The 17,968-nt window shown below is 42.3% G+C and carries 18 protein-coding genes and 1 pseudogene; 13 read left to right on the plus strand and 6 right to left on the minus strand.

Annotation, left to right across the window (positions count from 1 at the left end; all coding sequences use genetic code 11):
- Positions 1-59: 59 nt before the first annotated feature.
- Positions 60-503: an Rrf2 family transcriptional regulator gene (locus HT574_RS10080; RefSeq protein ID WP_175244490.1), complete on the minus strand. Its 444-nt coding sequence runs from the start codon at positions 501-503 to the stop codon at positions 60-62.
- A gap of 172 nt (positions 504-675) precedes the next feature.
- On the opposite strand from HT574_RS10080, the gene hmpA reads away from it, so the two are divergent.
- From hmpA to HT574_RS10130, 12 genes and pseudogenes are all read left to right on the plus strand, one after another.
- Complete coding sequence (hmpA, locus tag HT574_RS10085; RefSeq protein ID WP_175244491.1) at positions 676-1,908, plus strand: NO-inducible flavohemoprotein; 1,233 nt, start codon at positions 676-678, stop codon at positions 1,906-1,908.
- Between the two features lie 109 nt (positions 1,909-2,017).
- Entirely contained in the window at positions 2,018-2,989 is a 972-nt protein-coding gene (gene msrA, locus HT574_RS10090; protein WP_175244492.1) for a peptide-methionine (S)-S-oxide reductase MsrA, read from the plus strand.
- An 86-nt stretch (positions 2,990-3,075) separates the two neighbouring features.
- Complete coding sequence (gene purU / locus HT574_RS10095) at positions 3,076-3,978, plus strand: formyltetrahydrofolate deformylase (protein ID WP_175244493.1); 903 nt, start codon at positions 3,076-3,078, stop codon at positions 3,976-3,978.
- A gap of 150 nt (positions 3,979-4,128) precedes the next feature.
- On the plus strand, positions 4,129-4,503 hold the full coding sequence (locus tag HT574_RS10100; protein ID WP_017434075.1) for a replication termination protein: 375 nt from the start codon (positions 4,129-4,131) through the stop codon (positions 4,501-4,503).
- Between the two features lie 160 nt (positions 4,504-4,663).
- Positions 4,664-5,530: an ATP-binding protein gene (locus tag HT574_RS10105; protein ID WP_217499500.1), complete on the plus strand. Its 867-nt coding sequence runs from the start codon at positions 4,664-4,666 to the stop codon at positions 5,528-5,530.
- A 10-nt stretch (positions 5,531-5,540) separates the two neighbouring features.
- The gene (locus HT574_RS10110) at positions 5,541-7,460 is read left to right on the plus strand and encodes a vWA domain-containing protein (RefSeq protein ID WP_175244583.1); all 1,920 of its coding nucleotides are present in this window, start codon (positions 5,541-5,543) and stop codon (positions 7,458-7,460) included.
- Between the two features lie 19 nt (positions 7,461-7,479).
- Positions 7,480-8,721, plus strand: coding sequence for a DHH family phosphoesterase (locus tag HT574_RS10115; RefSeq protein ID WP_175244494.1), 1,242 nt, complete (start codon positions 7,480-7,482; stop codon positions 8,719-8,721).
- A 501-nt stretch (positions 8,722-9,222) separates the two neighbouring features.
- Positions 9,223-9,417 carry a hypothetical protein gene (locus HT574_RS10120; protein ID WP_017434079.1) on the plus strand — a complete coding sequence of 65 codons (195 nt, stop codon included), beginning with the start codon at positions 9,223-9,225 and terminating at the stop codon, positions 9,415-9,417.
- 554 nt (positions 9,418-9,971) lie between these two features.
- Positions 9,972-10,535, plus strand: coding sequence for a hypothetical protein (locus tag HT574_RS10125; protein ID WP_175244495.1), 564 nt, complete (start codon positions 9,972-9,974; stop codon positions 10,533-10,535).
- 676 nt (positions 10,536-11,211) lie between these two features.
- On the plus strand, positions 11,212-11,307 hold the full coding sequence (locus tag HT574_RS19915; RefSeq protein WP_254698639.1) for a site-specific integrase: 96 nt from the start codon (positions 11,212-11,214) through the stop codon (positions 11,305-11,307).
- Positions 11,304-11,444, plus strand: a pseudogene (locus HT574_RS19920) (tyrosine-type recombinase/integrase); the annotation flags it as partial. The gene HT574_RS19915 and the pseudogene HT574_RS19920, both read left to right, overlap by 4 nt.
- A gap of 6 nt (positions 11,445-11,450) precedes the next feature.
- Positions 11,451-12,230 (plus strand): tyrosine-type recombinase/integrase, encoded by a 780-nt coding sequence (locus tag HT574_RS10130; protein WP_254698653.1) that lies wholly within the window; start codon positions 11,451-11,453, stop codon positions 12,228-12,230.
- Positions 12,231-12,318: 88 nt separating this feature from the next.
- Here HT574_RS10130 and HT574_RS10135 read toward each other — a convergent pair whose 3' ends face one another.
- Together HT574_RS10135 and HT574_RS10140 are read right to left on the minus strand one after the other, a co-directional pair.
- A complete protein-coding gene (locus HT574_RS10135) occupies positions 12,319-12,858 on the minus strand; it encodes a GNAT family N-acetyltransferase (RefSeq protein ID WP_175244584.1) in 540 nt (179 codons plus the stop codon).
- Entirely contained in the window at positions 12,845-13,003 is a 159-nt protein-coding gene (locus HT574_RS10140; protein WP_175244496.1) for a hypothetical protein, read from the minus strand. The genes HT574_RS10135 and HT574_RS10140 overlap by 14 nt, the downstream gene beginning before the upstream one ends.
- Before the next feature lie 293 nt (positions 13,004-13,296).
- On the opposite strand from HT574_RS10140, the gene HT574_RS10145 reads away from it, so the two are divergent.
- Positions 13,297-14,880 carry a multicopper oxidase family protein gene (locus tag HT574_RS10145; RefSeq protein ID WP_175244497.1) on the plus strand — a complete coding sequence of 528 codons (1,584 nt, stop codon included), beginning with the start codon at positions 13,297-13,299 and terminating at the stop codon, positions 14,878-14,880.
- A gap of 56 nt (positions 14,881-14,936) precedes the next feature.
- Here HT574_RS10145 and copZ read toward each other — a convergent pair whose 3' ends face one another.
- The 3 genes from copZ to HT574_RS10160 are packed head-to-tail and all read right to left on the minus strand — an operon-like array spanning position 14,937 to position 17,854.
- Positions 14,937-15,140, minus strand: a complete 204-nt coding sequence (gene copZ, locus HT574_RS10150) for a copper chaperone CopZ (protein WP_175244585.1) — start codon at positions 15,138-15,140, stop codon at positions 14,937-14,939.
- A gap of 20 nt (positions 15,141-15,160) precedes the next feature.
- Positions 15,161-17,557: a heavy metal translocating P-type ATPase gene (locus tag HT574_RS10155; RefSeq protein WP_175244498.1), complete on the minus strand. Its 2,397-nt coding sequence runs from the start codon at positions 17,555-17,557 to the stop codon at positions 15,161-15,163.
- 21 nt (positions 17,558-17,578) lie between these two features.
- On the minus strand, positions 17,579-17,854 hold the full coding sequence (locus HT574_RS10160) for a metal-sensing transcriptional repressor (protein WP_042412041.1): 276 nt from the start codon (positions 17,852-17,854) through the stop codon (positions 17,579-17,581).
- Between the last annotated feature and the right edge of the window lie 114 nt (positions 17,855-17,968).

The following is a 17,968-nucleotide window of genomic DNA, read 5'->3' on the forward strand; positions in this document are numbered from 1 at the left end:
ATGCCTTTTATATTTTGAAAAAATAAAAGGAGCTTGCTCTTTACACTAGAACAAGCTCCTTATTGTTCTCCTTTACGGAAAATCGCTTGTAAATGCTGTTTATTGGCAAGTAAATCGGCCAATGTATACGAATCCAGCACATGCAAAAATGCCCCGAGCGCTTCATGCAACACGTGTTTTAGCTGGCAAACCGGAGTGACGATGCAATGATTGCCATGACTGGCGAAGCATTCGACAAGGGATAAGTTGTCTTCTGTTTGGCGGACAACCGTACCAATTCGAATGTTTTCCGGTTCTGTAGCGAGACGAATCCCGCCGTTTCGTCCGCGGATCGTCTCAATATATCCAAGTTTGCCAAGTTCATACACAATTTTGCTTAAATGGTTTTCCGAAATAGAAAAAGTGCGCGAGATTTCTTTAATATTTGTTTTTTCTCCACGCTCCAGCGCCCCTAAAAAAAGAAGAACGCGTAATGCATATTCCGTATAGTTGGTCAGCTGCATTTACTTCACACCTTTGAAATTAGCTTTTTTAGTATTATTGTACCATAATCCATCCCCTAACAAGAATTGTGAACAATTTGTTAAAGATGTATTTTAAATATTGCTTTTAAGAAACAATCATGGTTCAATTAAAGATGTATTTAAAATACATGTTTTGCGGGGGATGCGAAAAATGAGCACAACAACAACATTAAGCCAAAAAACAATTGAAATTGTCAAATCAACGGTTCCAGTACTTGAAAAACACGGGGAACAAATTACAAAGCGGTTTTATCAATCCATGTTCGCAAATCATCCAGAACTGCTCAACATTTTCAACCATGCCAACCAAAAACAGGGGCGGCAGCAAAGAGCGCTTGCAGCAGCAGTTTACGCTGCGGCGAAATATATCGATCAGCTGGAAGCAATTTTGCCTGTCGTCGAACAAATCGCTCATAAGCATCGAAGTCTGGGAATCAAACCAGAGCATTATCCGATTGTCGGCAAACATCTGTTGCTTGCGATTAAAGATGTGCTTAAAGAGGCGGCGACAGACGAAATCATCAATGCTTGGGCAGAAGCGTATCAGGCCATCGCAGATGTATTTATTAAGGTGGAAGCTCAATTGTATGAAGAAGCCGCATCCAAACGGGGAGGATGGAAAGATTTCCGCCGTTTCATCGTTCAGAAAAAAGTAAAAGAAAGCGATGTCATTACCTCGTTTTATTTCGTTCCTGAAGACGGTGGGGAAATTAGCGAGTATTTACCAGGACAATATGTCAGTGTCAAAGTTTCTATTCCAGGGGAAAAATATACTCACATTCGTCAATACAGCTTATCCGATGCGCCTGGAAAAGGATATTACCGCATTAGTGTGAAGAGAGAAGCGGCAACGGCGGACAAACCAGCCGGGATTGTATCCAACTATTTACACGATCATGTTCAAGAAGGGGATGTGCTTGAATTAAGCGCACCAGCTGGCGTTTTCACACTCGATATGTCAAAAGAAACACCGGTCGTGCTCATTAGCGGCGGCGTGGGCATTACTCCACTTTTCAGCATGGCAAGCACAGTTGTTTCGCGTCAACCTAATCGCCAAGTAACGTTTATTCATGCGGCGATTAATGGAAACGTTCACGCGTTCGATCAAGAGTTGCGCCATTTAGCGGAACATCCGACATTTTCGTATCATGTATGCTATCAATCGCCTTCGGAGGAAGACCGGAACCATCCTTATTTTGGAAAAGAAGGGTTTATTGATTTGCCTTGGATACAATCGGTTGTATCGAATAAAGAAGCAGATTTTTATTTCTGTGGACCGATTCCGTTTATGAAAGCCGTCTACCGTGCGCTAAAAGAATGGGGCGTTTCGGACGAACAAATTCATTACGAATTTTTCGGCCCAGCCGGCGATTTAACGAAATAATGATTAGATGGACAGGCACCTTTCTGTTTGGAGGAAGGTGCCCTTTTTGATATGATAAATAAAAAGGTGCCCTTTTTGATATGATAAATAAAAAGGAGGGATGCGTCTTATGGGATATGAATTAGCGACATTTGCCGGCGGTTGTTTTTGGTGCATGGTTTCGCCATTTGAAGAGCAGCCGGGAATCATTCGCGTCGTTTCCGGGTATACCGGCGGCCATAAAGAAAACCCGACATATGAAGAAGTATGTTCGAAAACAACCGGCCATTATGAGGCGGTGCAAATTACCTTTGATCCGAACGTATTTCCCTATGAAAAACTGCTCGACATCTACTGGCAGCAAATCGATCCGACCGATGACGGCGGACAATTTCACGATCGCGGTCCGCAATATCGTACGGCAATTTTTTACCACAACGAAAAACAGCGTCTTCTCGCGGAAAAGTCGAAGCGGGAACTTGAAGAAAGCGGTCGCTTCTCAAAACCGATCGTGACGAAAATCCTGCCGGCATCCACGTTTTATCCGGCGGAGGAGTATCACCAAGATTATCATAAGAAAAATCCGCTTCGCTATAAACTTTACCGGATCGGCTCAGGCCGTGATGCGTTTTTAAAAGAACACTGGCGGGATAAAAAGCGGGAAGAAATGTTGCGGAAAAAGCTAACTCCTCTTCAATTTGAAGTGACGCAGCGAAATGGGACGGAACCACCGTTTGACAATCCATATTGGAATAACAAACGCGAAGGAATATATGTAGACATCGTTTCCGGGGAACCGCTCTTTAGTACGAAAGATCAATTTGATGCGGGCTGCGGTTGGCCGAGCTTCACAAAGCCGCTTCATCCGGAAAACATTAAAACGGAGCTTGATTTAAGCCACGGAATGATTCGAACGGAAGTGCGGAGCCGTAAAGCGGATTCCCACTTGGGCCATGTCTTTGACGACGGTCCGGCGCCAACCGGTCTCCGTTATTGTATTAATTCCGCTGCATTACGGTTTATTCCAAAAGAAGATTTAGAAAAAGAAGGATATGGAGAATATTTATCCTTATTTGAGACGGACGATAAGGGCAATAAATAAAAAAACGGTTGGCATTCCGACCGTTTTTTTATATGATGTTTTTTATATGATGAAAGATAAATAATATACAGGGGGAAAATGGCTATATGCAAACACTTCGTGAACATCGCTGGCAATCATTTCTACAAACCTATGAAAACCGGGCTCGTTTATTAATTTCATGCCCGGACAAACCAGGTATTGTTGCGGCGGTGACATCGTTTTTATACGAGCAGGGCGCAAATATTGTGGAATCGAGCCAATATTCCACCGATCCTGAAGGAGGCACCTTTTTCTTAAGAATCGAATTTGATTGCCCGAATATCGCGGTGCGAAAGCAAGAGATCGAATCCGCTTTTGATTCTATCGCCGCGTCGTTTCATATGGATTGGCGCCTCCGCTTACATAATGATGTCAAACGAATCGCGATATTTGTGTCGAAAGCAGAACACTGTTTGCTCGAGTTATTATGGCAATGGCAGGCAGGGGAGCTTTTCGCTGATATTGCGCTTGTCATCAGCAACCACGAATATTTGCGCAGTACGGTGGAATCAATGGACATTCCGTACTTTCATATCCCAGTGACGAAAGAAACGAAAGCGGAGGCGGAACGAAAACAGATCGAATTGTTAAAACAATATGAAATCGACACAATTGTACTCGCCCGCTATATGCAAATACTATCGCCAGCTTTTGTTGCTGAGTTTCCGGGGAGAATCATCAATATTCACCATTCGTTTTTACCCGCGTTCGTCGGAGCCAGACCGTATGAGCGGGCATATGAACGCGGGGTAAAACTGATCGGCGCCACGTCGCACTACGTGACCGATGATTTGGACGAAGGGCCGATTATCGAACAAGACGTCGCCCGCGTCGATCATCGCCATCATCCAGAAGATCTGAAACGCATAGGTCGTATCATTGAAAAGACAGTGCTCGCCCGCGCCCTGAAATGGCATTTAGAAGATCGTGTCATTATTCATGGGAACAAAACGATCGTCTTTTATTAATACCGCTTTGGAAAGGAAAGAGGGAGCCTCTTTCCCTTTTTCTTTATGATATAATAAATCCATGTTCTAAATAAAAAATCATCTCAAAAGAAGGATTTCAGCCTAAGAGAAGGAAATATAATAAAGCAAATATACAAGGAGGAAAGAAAAATGGGAGAGAAACGGACACCAAGCGGTTTTCTGCTAAAACAGCGTGCGTTTTTAAAATTATATTTAATCACGTTAACGGAACAGGAACGTTTATATGGACTTAAAATTTTAGACTTGCTGCGTCAGGAGTTTAAGCCATATGGATATCGCCCTAATCATTCAGAAGTGTACAAAGCGCTGCATGATCTGATTGAAGATGGAATTTTAAAACAAGTGAAACAGAAAAAAGAGGGAATGAAATATCAAGAAGTGGTATATTACCGCTTTGCCGATGGCGGATATGAAAAAGCAAAACTGTACAAACGGCAGTTAAAAGCGGAATTAGACCGCTGTGCGGCGCTCATCCGCAAAGCGATTGAGGATAATTTCAGCTGACAGGGAGCTATTAAGGTACGGTAACGGCTCTCTGTTTTCTTTTTCTGCTTATTTTACATAACATATTTATTGTATATAAATATTTTTTTTGCGTGAAAATAGGACATTTAGTAGAATAATAACCGTAATTGTTAAGAGAAAGGAAGACTACTGTGTGAAACTGCCAGAGAAAATTGAGCAAATCATCCAATATCGAAAAAACGCATTTCTCAATGACAATGACGCCGATCTGATCGGAAAAGGCGGTTACACCGCTTCCGATGAAGCGATTCTATATGATGCCATTGTGGCGCTGGCCCTTGGGAAAAATGTGCTCTTAAAAGGTCCAACAGGCTCAGGCAAAACAAAGCTAGCCGAGACGATATCCTCCATCTTCGGCCAGCCGATGCATAGCATTAACTGCTCCGTCGATTTGGATGCCGAAGCGCTGCTCGGCTTTAAAACGATTCAAAACCGTGACGGAAAAACGGAAATCGAGTTTGTTCCAGGTCCTGTCATTCAGGCAATGACAAAAGGACATTTATTATATATTGACGAAATCAATATGGCAAAGCCAGAAACATTGCCGATTTTAAACGGTGTCCTCGATTACCGCAAAATGATTACCAATCCATTTACCGGGGAAGTGGTAAAAGCAAAAGAAACGTTTGGTGTGATCGCTGCCATCAACGAAGGATATGTCGGCACCGTGCCGCTCAACGAAGCGTTAAAAAACCGCTTTGTCGTCATTGAGGTTCCGTATATTCAAGGGGATACATTAAAATCTGTCTTGCTGGCACAAACTACATTAACGGACGAAAAGCTGATCGATCGTTTTGTTGCCTTGTCTGCTGATTTAATTACGCAAGTGAGAAACGGACAAATCTCTGAAGAAGCCGCTTCGATTCGCGCGCTCATTGATACGTGCGATTTAGCCGTCTATTTGCCGCCGCTACGCGCCATCGAACGTGGCATTGTGGAAAAACTAGAAGACGATCGTGAAAAAGCAGCGGTACGCAACATTGCAGAAACGTTGTTTGCACAATGAGGGAGCAGCCATGAAACCGTTTATTTTATTTAACGATAAAAAAATTGACTCCTTTTTGTTTATGCAGCTGTCTGATTTGGCGAAAACATTGGCAAGGAGCGGAGACTGGGAGATCGAATTCGGCTTTCAATCGTATGTCGACTTTCGCGGTCGGAAGATTTACGTCAGCCATTTTTGGGACAACCGTCCAAAGGAAGAAAAAGAACATGGCCTAAAGAGCGATGTATGCTTACGAACCGTCGGAACACTCTTTCATACCGATATGGCACAAGTCATCCTTTTTCTCGATCAGGTAAAACAGACGGCCATTCCTCATTTTGCAAAGCAGCTGTTTATGTTGGCCGAAGATTTGCGCTTAGAAGAGATTTGCAAAAAGGAGCGGCCTGGCACAAAAAGATGGTTTCGCACCCGCCGCGAAGTATACCGCCGCTATTTCCAAAGCCAACTGAGCGCCAATTTAACAAGAAGCGTTTATACCGATGCCCTTTTTTCCGCCATTTATTTATTATTGACATCCGATTCGCCGGTGGAAGACATTCCCGCGATGAACGAGGCGGTCGACCGCATGATGCCGTGGCTTCGTCGGACGCTTCCGCAGTATTTTGATGCTGCTTCGACAAAGGAAGTGTCCCGCATCACGCTGCAAATTACGGAAGCGCTCGGCGAAATACTCGAAAGCGATATGCTCAACACCTATTTTTATCTGCCGGAAAACAGCTATGACAGCGGAGAAACAGGACTCACCTTGTCTGATTTAAAGCGTACGGATCCGCTTGCGAACTGCGATGTGCTCGACAAAGAAAAACGCGGCGATGAAGATGTCCATGAGCAGGAAATGCCGACATGGCACCGCGAAACAAGCGATATGGCGAAAAGTTTTTTCCGCTTTGAACTGGAACGAGGCTCACGGACGGATTTATTGGGAAGTAGCGCGCGCCCAGGCGAGGACGGAGACCAAGCGCTTGCGATGGTGCAAGGTTCCGCGCGGCAAACGAAGCGGAACGATTACGCCAAACGAAACGAGGTCGTGCGAAGCGACGACTACGACCGCAGCGGTAAAGGGAAGATTTATGGCAAGGAAAACCGATATGCGGAGGCGGTCTTTCTCGTTCCATATCCACCTTCACGCGAACATATCGCCGCATATGAACAAATGAAAACGGAGATTTTGCCGTACCAAAAAAAATTAAAACAAATGATCGAGAAAACGCTCGAACATAAAAAAATTCAGCCGCGTACCGATTTGCATGCCGGCCGCCTGCATAAAAAACTGCTTCGTTTTTGGACAGAAGAACAGCCGCGCCTGTTTTATAAAAAGCAGCAGCCATCTCCGCGCATAGACGCTGCTTTTACCTTGCTCGTCGACTGCTCGGCATCGATGTACGATAAAATGGAAGAAACGAAAAAAGGAATTGTTTTGTTCCATGAAGCATTAAAATCTTTGCTTGTCCCACATCAAATCGTCGGCTTTTGGGAAGACCCAAATGAAGCAACGGAAACAAAACAGCCAAACTATTTCCAAACAGTCATTTCTTTTGCTCAATCGGGCAAAGAACAGTACGGACCGGCGATCATGCAGCTTGAAGCGCGGGAGGATAACCGCGATGGATTTGCGATCCGCATCATGACGGAACAGCTCCTTGAACGTACGGAAAAACAAAAATTTTTACTTGTCTTTTCCGATGGAGAGCCAGCCGCATACGGCTATGAACAAAACGGGATTATCGATACGCATGAGGCCGTCTTAGAAGCGCGCAAACAAGGAGTGGAAGTAATCAACGTCTTTTTAGCAAACGGGGAAATGGATGAGGGACAACGGCAGACGATTCAAAACATTTATGGAAAGCATAGTGTGCTCGTGCCAAATGTCGAACAACTTCCTGACTTTTTATTCCCTTTATTGAAAAAACTATTGTATAAAAGTTTGTAAAGAAAAGGATGGGTGCTGAATGGTGAAATTGTTTACCGACAGCGATTTAGATGGAATCGGCTGCGGGTTGCTGGCAAAACTAGCGTTCGCGGAAGTCAATATTTCCTTTTGTTCGTACCGCAACTTGGATGAACGAGTAAGACAATTCCTTGAAGACGAGCAAAACAGGGAAGCCGAGCTTTTTATTACCGATTTGGCCGTCGGTGAAGAGGTCGAGCAAAAATTGGCGGAACGTTTCAATGCCGGCGGTCATGTGCAAGTGATCGACCATCACGTCACCGCACTTCATTTTAATCAATATCCATGGGGATGGGTCAAGCCGACCGACGAACAAGGCAAGAAAACGTGCGCTACATCTCTGTTTTACGACTATTTAATCCGTGAGGGAAAACTTGAGCGGAACGAAACGCTCGATGAGTTTGTCGAACTCGTCCGACAGTATGATACATGGGAATGGGAAGAAACGAACAATACGCGCGCCAAACGGCTGAATGATTTATTGACGATTTTAGGACTGGATGAGTTTTGGGACAAAATGAGCGAGCGGCTTGCTGCTGATGGACCGTTTTCCTTGACGGAAACAGAAGAACTGATTTTAGACATGGAAGAAAAGAAAATCCAGCGCTATATTCGCATGAAGCAAAAACAGCTCGTTCAACGCTGGTTTGGCGATTATTGCGTCGGCATCGTTTTCGCCGAGCGGCATCTGTCGGAGCTTGGCAACGCCCTGTCGAAACGCTGTCCTCATTTAGATTTAATCGCCATGGTCAACATGGGAACGAAACATATCGGCTTTCGCACGATTCATGATACCGTGAATGTCGCTGAATTTGCGAAGCAGTTTGGCGGCGGAGGCCATCCGAAAGCGTCCGGTTGCTTTGTCGATGAAACAACGTTCCCGCTTTTTGTTGTCGACACGTTTCCACTTACGCCGGTATATCATGATGCGGAACAAAACAAGCTCAATACAAAAGATCAAACAGAAGGGTTCTTTTTTACCAATCATCAAGGCCAATGGTTTTTCTTTCATCAAGCAGAGGAAACATGGATGGTTTGCCAGGAAGGAAAAGAGAAACGGTCATTCCTGGCTCAAGAAGAAGCCGAGCGCTGGATTAAACGGCAATTTGCCGCTGGATTGGCCGATGACCAGTCGGTAATCGACTATTTGCACCAACAGTTGTCCTTAGAAAAAGAAAAAATCAAAGAAGAATATGTCCATGTTTTGCAGCAATATAAACAAAAAACCGGCATTCCTTCATGATGCCGGTTTTCCTCTGTCCCATCTTTATCCTTCCTTATACAAAATTCCCTTATTTGCCATTTTTCTTCCCTCTCATTTCCTTATAAAATGCAAATATATAACCCATACGGCTCGAGCTAGCGAATTGCTTGCAACGATCACTCGCGATTACGGAATATCAGTCACCGATTTAAAAGCGTGGAATTGATGAAAATCCGAACTCACTACCGCCGGACAAACATTGTTCGTGGCCAAACCCGAAGACATACCGAAATCTCCGGGCAAGCCTCGCGGCAAAAATTTCGGAATGTACGATGAGAACTGGAAGGCAATCAATTCATACACGTACGTAGAATATTGAGAATGGAAGATGCAGAGCAACTGAAAAAACAGGCTTCCGTGTAAGTGAGGAAAGCCTGTTTTTGCTGCTGTATAGAAGAAAATGTTAACATAATTGTAACAGTTTTTATGTTTAGGAAAAACAGTTTTTGATTATAATTGATAAATAGGGAGGTGAGAAAAGTGAAACAGTATGTCTTTTCCTTTTACACAGAGCAAGCAAAACCGGTGGTATGGGAAGAAGCCATCTTGGCATCTGGAATGATGGAAGCCTTTTCAAAAGTGAAAATGTTAATGGCGAAATACAAGCGGGAAAAAGGTGTGCCAATCCGTGTAAAATACAAAGGCGTTCGCTACCGTCATACCGATATTGCCTAATGAATCAACACGGAAGGATGATATCATGATTTCCCTACTGCAACGACAATGCAGCGGGTAAACGTGCAGCGGTTCCTCCATTCATTTAAGAACGCTGCACGTTTTTATTTATTTTAATCAATATAGTTTAACTATTTAAAAAATATCGCATACCAATTGCGGAACAATCAGATGAAGACGAAGCAGAAAACCTTGCTTGAAGGGAAAAAGGGGAGCCGTCATAGGCAGAGATAGATGGATTCGAGCGGCAGGATCCGTGCATGCATATATTAATATATACGTACATACAGTTTAATACATTACAAGTAAACGGAGGAATCGCAACAAACTTCAAACAATTACATAGTGACAAAAAACGTTTAGCATATGCGGAAGCAATCGTCAAACTTCACCCAACAATGGAGTACATAAAGGAATTATCAAAATTTCCTTTTATTCCATGCCATATAAAGGCGGGCGACCGTCTTGCGCTGATTATATGTTGGCTATGGTCTTGAAGCATCGCAAACGCAATGGTAGAATGGTAGGAAAAGGATATGAAGGGAGTTACTTTCGTGAGTTGGAAAAAAATGATCGGCTGGATATTGGGGATTGTTGTCGGGGGTGGCGTCATTGTCGCATCTCTTGCTTTTTATGTGTTCATTGTGTTGGGGAACTTGGACAAAGGAAAATCAATCGTGAAGAAACCCGACAACGAATCGTCGGTGGTGGAAGCGTCGGCAAACGAGTCGGAAGACGTTGACAAAAAAGTCGTGAACGAACCCGTTGACAAAGCGGTTGTGACGCTTGCGGACGGAACGGACGGACATTCGTTCATTTCCAAATATCACGAATTTTACAATGACACGCTTTGCTGGGGAAGAATTGACACGGCGTCATATTCGGAACAAGCGCAAACAGCAAGTGAAATCCTTCAGTCGTTAGAAGGCGTCAAGATAACGAACAAGGACATTGCGAAAGACTTCGAAGCTATTAAAGAAAACGCAAAGATTGTTGTGAAAGAAGACAACCGTGCAGCAATGCGCCAGCTTCACCGATTGTTTCATGACTTGGATATTTACTTCAACGGATATGACTATCACCAAACATTTGGAGTTACGGAATTCACGGGCGAATAGAATAAATGTCCGTGGTTTTATATTTTATGTAATGGAAACTCCGTCCATAGCGTTTCCCGAGATCCGTATCACGTATCAAAATGAACTATCTTGGTGGCCCTAGCTACATGCCGAGGATAGAGGGGGAATTTTCCTTTTATTCAAGAGGAAGGATTGAATTTTTGTTCGCTGATTTCCAGTACATTCCAACGTTGCAAACGGTGTTTTCGTAGGCAGTGCAGGGTTTACCAAACCCATATACATGTGACGGAAATGGGAATTTGATAGATCAGAAAATATCTGACTTGGCGCAGCAAAAATGTATGCTTCACATTTTTCAATAAGGACATATTTTCCAAACCAAAATTAATGTTTTTGCTTTAATGCTCATGGTAATAAATGATATACGATACAGCCAAAACTGAACGCTGGACTCGATTTTTTCATTTTTGTTTTTGTCTCAATGACACTAGTTTACTTTATAATGAGATGAATTCACCTCTAACTTCCTATAATTTATATTATGTAAACTAACCAAATTCCCCGAAATTTGAGGGTTTCTCCCCTCAAGTGCCCATAAAATCAATTATCCGGAACTTGTTAACCTAAGTTCCTCATAATTTTTTGTGTCTACGAATTATCATTATTTTTTACCGATTATCATCGGTTGTTGATTATCAACTGGAGGTGTTTTTTTATGTTGTTTCGACAAGCCATTGATGAATTTGTTTTGTACTTGCAAATTGAAAAAAACTATTCACTTAACACCGTTGATGGTTATGCGTATGATTGAGATGTTTCGAGAACTTCTTAATTCAACACGGCTATTCTGTACAACTTCATGACATTACAAAAACACATGTTCGTCGCTTCATCCAGCATCAAATTACAAAAGAAAATGTCAAGCCTCGAACGATCTATCGGAGAATTTCTTGTTTGAAATCGTTCAGTAAATACTGTGTCAAAGAAAATCTAATCGACAACGATTTTATGATCGGAATTGATACTCCTAAAACGGATAGTAAATTACCGACTTATATGTCCTTGTCTGAACTACGAAAGCTATTTCATTTTTTGGAGCAAGACAATAGCCGAATGGCGATACGAAACCATCTTCTATTTAAACTGTTAGCCACTACGGGTATGCGAAGATCTGAAATTGTTGAACTAACTTGGGAACAAATTGATTTATCTAACAACACGATACGTATATATGGGAAAGGAAAAAAAGAGCGCTTACTCCCCCTTCATCCCATGGTTGTCCCATTAATTAAAAGCTATATGGGAAGTTTAGAAGAATATCAGCTCCATCCTTCCCAACCAGTATTTTTAAATAAAAACGGTAAAAAACTGAATCCGCGTGGTTTACATAAGATATTTAAGAAAATCTTACAAAAAGCAGGTCTGCCACCTCAACGGTTCTCACTCCATCATTTACGGCATACGTTTGCTACCTTGTTGATACAAGAAAATAAAGAAAATGTTGATTTGCGTACCGTACAAGAACTACTCGGTCATGAAAGGCATCGTACTTTTTCTATTCTGGATTCTCCACACCATATATCAGGTTATACAGAATCGGCAAATCATCGTGCGTTGGTGTCCGCAGAGATATTCTTTTTCCTGTCAATAACAACTTTCGCAACATATATCCACCCCCCCCTACCTTATGGAATTCAACATCTATGCTATTCCCCCTTTTCTAAAATTTTCTAAAAGGCTCTATTATCGTTAATTGTTGATTTTCGACCAAATGAAAAAGCCACCTTAATGATGTAAGGCAGCGTTTTTGTGCATATCTTATTTAACTATCGCACCATTCGTTCAATAACCCATCGTTACTTTCTTTAACTCCCGAATATATATAATGGTTCTTACCGAAAATAAATACTTCTTTTTCCATAGTGAAACCAATCTTCTCTGCCACACGAATGGATGGAACGTTTCTTGGATCAATAATACTGATCAGCTTATTTAAACCCAATTTATAAAACGCATATTCCTTGCACGCTTTGGCTGCTTCTGTTGCGAACCCCTTGGACCAATATTTTTTATTCATGTGGTATCCAATCTCCACTTCTATACTGTCATATATTTTTTGTTTAACCAGACCACAATCACCTATCAATTCATTCGTTTCCTTCAAACAAACCGCCCATAATCCATAACCATCATTCCGATATCTATCTTGATTTCGTTTAATCCAGTCTTGAGTTTGCTCAATACTAAAGGGAGCTGGATAAAACTTCATGGTTTCTGGGTCAGAAAAAATATGATGTAGAGGAGTAATATCTTCATCTTCATACTGTCTTAATATCAACCTTTGTGTTTCAAGAACAACCATACTCACTACTACCTCCATCTGACATATAATTATCTGATTGCGGGGTTACGATCGTATCATCAAAAGCATTGATATACACCTCAAATGCTTTCTTCCAATCATATCCATTTGGAATAATGGTCACAGTAATAATATCAGGTGCCAATATCTCTCCTGTCTCTGTATCAATAGAGTAAGGATTGTTTTGAGCTGAATATAACTTTGTAATTGTTTAATTGGCTTCTTATTTCTTAGAAAAGCCTGTGATTGTAAAACAAGTAATAAACGCAACTGTTGTAACTATTATGCCGAATATTAAACCAATAATTCCCCCCATACAAGCATCTTCATTTGGATAAGAAGATTGCTTAATAACTCTTTTCTCCATAAATTTTGCACATTTATTTTCTATGATGATATTAGCATTTCAATCACATGTTTGTTTACGGAGGGAAATACATGAAGAAATTATTGGTTGGAACTATTTTAGCGGGAGTTGTTGCTATTGGTGCAGCCTGCTCAAATAGTACTTCGCACAGTTCCATGCAGGGGCACGATATGTCAAACATGAATATGAAGGAGGAAAACACCGCCAAGGACTCCAGTAAGCAACTGCCTTTGGCAACGAATACAAAAGTTTTATCCGGTAAAGAGTTTTATTTAACCGCTAAAGAAGCATTATTACAAATAAATGATAAAGTAAAACTCCCAGTTTACACGTATAATGGATCTGTGCCCGGGCCGCAAATTCGTGTGAAACAAGGGGACCGAGTAATAATTCACTTTAAAAATGAATTGCCAGAATCGACGACGATTCATTGGCATGGCTACCCTGTTCCGAATAGCCAAGATGGAGTTCCGGGTGTCACGATGAACGCAATTAAACCGGGGGAAACCTTTACGTATGAATTTACTGCAACCGTACCGGGAACGTATTGGTATCATTCCCATCAAGAAAGCGCGAAACAAGTGGACAAGGGGCTATACGGTACATTAATCGTAGAGCCTAAGAATGAGGAAAAAGTAGATCGAGATTATACACTTGTGTTAGATGAATGGATGAGCAATCCGGATGAAGGAAATATGCATATGAGTAGTATGGATCATAGTAATATGGGACATGGAAATAGCTCCGATAACCAACATATGGATATGAGCAACATGGGCCATGATATGAGTATGTATGATATTTTCACGATTAACGGGAAAAGTGGTCCCGCTGTAGAAACTTTAAAAGTGAAGAAGGGCGAAAAAGTGCGGCTTCGCCTTGTAAACGCAGGATACATGTCCCACAAACTCCACCTGCATGGTCATGAGTTCAAAATTGTCGCAACAGACGGGCAGCCGTTAAAAGATCCGCAGCCAATCAAAGATGAACTTTTAAATATTGCTCCGGGTGAACGGTACGATATTGAATTTACAGCAGATAATCCGGGTGAATGGTTATTAGAATGCCATGGTGATATGAAAGGCACCGATGGCATGAAAGTGAAAATTCAATACGAAGACCAGACAAACAATACGGATAAAGAAAATGCAAAAAAAGACCTCCCTATCGTTGATATGACAAAATACGGAAAACATGAATTAGGCCAATTTACGTTAGACCAAAAATATGATGTAGAGTACACCATGGATTTAGGAACAGCGATGGGCAAAGATGGCATGATCTTCACGATTAATGGGAAAACTTATCCTGAAACAGCACCTGTAAATGTGAAGAAAGGAGATCTAGTAAAAGTAAAATTAGTAAACAATTCACCGAAAGATTTACATCCTATGCATTTACACGGACACTTCTTCCAAGTATTAAGTAAAAATGGCAAGCCAATTGCAGGCTCTCCATTGATTAAGGATACCTTGAATGTAAAACCGGGTGAAGAATATGTAGTCGCGTTTAAAGCGGATAATCCGGGAAATTGGATGTTCCATTGCCATGACTTACACCATGCTTCAGCTGGAATGGTCACAGAAGTAAAATATAAAGATTACAAATCTAACTATACACCGGATCCTAACGACACAACCAATAAAGGTGAATAACGGCTTATCGTAGTAAGTGAAATCCCCTCCAAGTTTTACTTGGAGGGGATTTTATGTTATTTCACATCGTAACCTTGCTCTTCAATCGCTTCTTTGAGTTTTTCTAAACTTACCTTTGTTTCATCATAATCTACATCCACAGTACCTTCTTGCAGATGTACTTCTACATTTTGTACTCCGTCTAGCTCTTTAAGAGCATTCGTCACTGCCATTTTGCAATGGCCGCAAGTCATTCCTTTTACATGTAATGTAATGGTCATCATCGATTCCTCCTTATTCTTTATATTTTCACGCGTTTCAAACGAAGCGCGTTTGTCACCACAGATACGGAACTGAACGCCATTGCCGCTCCGGCAACCCAAGGCTCCAATAATCCAGCGGCAGCTACAGGAATACCAATGGTATTATAGAACAAAGCCCAGAACAGGTTTTGCCGAATGTTTTTCATTGTTTTGCGGCTTAACTCAATCGCTTTCGGAATATGGGCTAAATCTCCGCCGACCAAGGTGACATCGGCCGTTTCGATGGCGACATCCGCTCCTGTGCCGATGGCCATACCAATATCCGCTTTCGCAAGAGCTGGAGCATCATTAATTCCATCACCGACCATTGCTACTCGTTTCCCTTGTTTTTGCAACTCTTCGACGATATTCGCTTTTTCTTCAGGAAGTACCTCTGCATATACACGATCCACATTCACTTGCTTAGCAATAGCTTCCGCTGTACGTTTGTTGTCACCCGTTACCATGTACACTTCGATACCCATTTGTTTTAATGTTTGAATGGCTTCTTTGGAGCTTTCTTTTACCGTATCAGCGACAGCAATGATGCCAGCAAGCTGCCCGTCAATAGCAACTAACATGGCAGTTTTTCCTTGTTTTTCAAGCTCTATCATTTTATCTTCATGCATAGAAATCTCTACAGAGCGTTCCTTCATCAGCTTTCGCGTTCCAACAAGGACATTTTTTCCATTAATAGTCGCTTCAATTCCGTGACCGGTAATCGCGGAGAAATGCTCCAGTGGCTTAACAGAAATCGCTCGTTTCTTCCCATATTCCACAATCGCATGAGCCAGCGGATGTTCCGAAGCGCTCTCGGCGGAAACGGTATAATCGAGCATGTCTTCTCGGAACTTAAGCACATCTGTTACTTCTGGTTTTCCTTTTGTCACTGTTCCTGTTTTATCCAGTAACACGGCATTGATTTTATGCGTTCCCTCTAGGTACTCACCTCCTTTAAAGAGGATCCCCTTTTCTGCGCCTTTGCCTGTACCGACCATAATGGATGTCGGTGTGGCAAGGCCAAGCGCACAAGGACACGCAATAACGAGAACCGCGATGGCTACCTCAAGCGCCTTTGGCAAGTCGCCCGGCGCCACAAAGAAGTACCATATAATGAATGCAACGACAGCAATTCCTACAACAATTGGTACGAAAATACCCGAAATGACATCAGCCATACGCTGAATAGGCGCTTTCGATCCTTGCGCCTCTTCTACGATTTTAATGATATTGGCAAGTGCTGTATCTTTCCCAACCTTTTCTGCCCGAATGGTTAGTACACCATTTTTATTAATGGTTGCTCCGATGACAGAGTCGCCTTCCTTCTTATCAACAGGAATGGATTCACCAGTAATCATCGATTCATCTACGGAAGATACTCCGGCGATGACGGTACCGTCTACCGGAATTTTTTCTCCCGGTTTGACGAGAATGGTATCACCTATCACCACTTTCTCAAGTGGAACTCTTATTTCTTCCCCATTACGGATGACAGTAGCTTCTTTTGCCTGCAGGCTCAACAGTTTAGAGATGGCTTCCGTTGTTCGCCCTTTCGCCAACGATTCAAAGTATTTTCCAACAAGAACAAGCGTAATCAGCACGGCACTTGTTTCAAAATACAATCTTGGCATATATTCAGGATTTCCTAATGTTTTGAAAGCCTCGTACAAGCTGTAAAAGTAAGCTGCCGATGTTCCAAGCGACACTAGTACATCCATGTTGGCACTCTTGTTACGTAATGCCCGGTATGCCCCTACATAGAAAGGGCCGCCAATGTAGAACTGAACGGGTGTAGCCAAAAGAAGCTGGAACCACGGATTCATCAAAATGTCCGGCATCGGTAAGCCTATATCAAATGGCATATGAGCAATCATCGTATAAAGCAAAGGCAGCGATAAGATGATAGAAATGGCAAGTTGTCGTTGCTTTTGTTTAAGCAACTTTTCTCTCCGACCTGCATGATCTTGTTCTTCGTTTCGGATCTGCCCTTTGTACCCAAGCTTTTTGATTTTCTCTAAAATGTCTTCTACAGATGTAATGCCTTCCTTGTATTCTACAACAGCGCTGTTTGTCGCCAAGTTTACAGCAGCGCTCGTAACACCTTCCATACGATTTAACCCTTTTTCAATCCGTGCCGCACACGCTGCACATGTCATCCCTTCAATATCTAGCGTCACCTTTTCCGTTGCAACTCCATACCCCAAGTTCTCAATTTTCGTTTGGATATCGGCTATGCTTTGTTTCGATGGATCGTATTTAATCGTTGCTTTTTCCATCGCCAAATTGACATTGGCTTCTACCCCATCCATTTTGTTCAACACTTTCTCAATACGATTGGAACAAGCGGCACAGGTCATGCCGGTTACTTTCAGTGTCACGGTTCTTTGTTCACTCATCCAGCTTTCCCTCCTTTACTTTTACTTTGAGAATTGCTTAATGACATCCATTAATTCCCGAATGGATTCTTCTCCGCTTCCTTCGCGGATCGCCTTGGCAACACAATGATTTACATGTCGTTCCAGCAAGTTCAACCCGACTTTGTTTAATGCGGCTTGAATCGCGGAAATTTGCACCAAAATATCAATGCAGTAACGATTGTCCTCGACCATTTTTTGCACCCCGCGCACTTGCCCTTCAATGCGCTTCAGGCGCTTGACGATGCTTTCGATCTCTTCTTCAGTTCGCGGAACCATTTTGGCATTTATATTGTTATCTTGATATTGATTTGGATTCACTGGTATCACCTCAATAATTATCTTCTAAATACATCATACCCGTAATGGGTATAAAATGCAATTGATAAGATT

This window comes from Parageobacillus sp. VR-IP (assembly GCF_013357975.1).
In the GTDB taxonomy this organism is placed as follows: Bacteria; Bacillota; Bacilli; order Bacillales; family Anoxybacillaceae; genus Saccharococcus; species Saccharococcus caldoxylosilyticus.

Excerpts from the sequence above, each read along its gene's own strand:
- HT574_RS10080 (WP_175244490.1), bottom strand. The coding sequence starts at position 503 with ATGCAGCTGACCAACTATACGGAATATGCATTACGCGTTCTTCTTTTT.
- hmpA (WP_175244491.1), top strand. The coding sequence starts at position 676 with ATGAGCACAACAACAACATTAAGCCAAAAAACAATTGAAATTGTCAAA.
- msrA (WP_175244492.1), top strand. The coding sequence starts at position 2,018 with ATGGGATATGAATTAGCGACATTTGCCGGCGGTTGTTTTTGGTGCATG.
- purU (WP_175244493.1), top strand. The coding sequence starts at position 3,076 with ATGCAAACACTTCGTGAACATCGCTGGCAATCATTTCTACAAACCTAT.
- HT574_RS10100 (WP_017434075.1), top strand. The coding sequence starts at position 4,129 with ATGGGAGAGAAACGGACACCAAGCGGTTTTCTGCTAAAACAGCGTGCG.
- HT574_RS10110 (WP_175244583.1), top strand. The coding sequence starts at position 5,541 with ATGAAACCGTTTATTTTATTTAACGATAAAAAAATTGACTCCTTTTTG.
- HT574_RS10115 (WP_175244494.1), top strand. The coding sequence starts at position 7,480 with ATGGTGAAATTGTTTACCGACAGCGATTTAGATGGAATCGGCTGCGGG.
- HT574_RS19915 (WP_254698639.1), top strand. The coding sequence starts at position 11,212 with ATGTTGTTTCGACAAGCCATTGATGAATTTGTTTTGTACTTGCAAATT.
- HT574_RS10135 (WP_175244584.1), bottom strand. The coding sequence starts at position 12,858 with ATGGTTGTTCTTGAAACACAAAGGTTGATATTAAGACAGTATGAAGAT.
- HT574_RS10145 (WP_175244497.1), top strand. The coding sequence starts at position 13,297 with ATGAAGAAATTATTGGTTGGAACTATTTTAGCGGGAGTTGTTGCTATT.
- copZ (WP_175244585.1), bottom strand. The coding sequence starts at position 15,140 with ATGACCATTACATTACATGTAAAAGGAATGACTTGCGGCCATTGCAAA.
- HT574_RS10155 (WP_175244498.1), bottom strand. The coding sequence starts at position 17,557 with ATGAGTGAACAAAGAACCGTGACACTGAAAGTAACCGGCATGACCTGT.
- HT574_RS10160 (WP_042412041.1), bottom strand. The coding sequence starts at position 17,854 with ATGGTTCCGCGAACTGAAGAAGAGATCGAAAGCATCGTCAAGCGCCTG.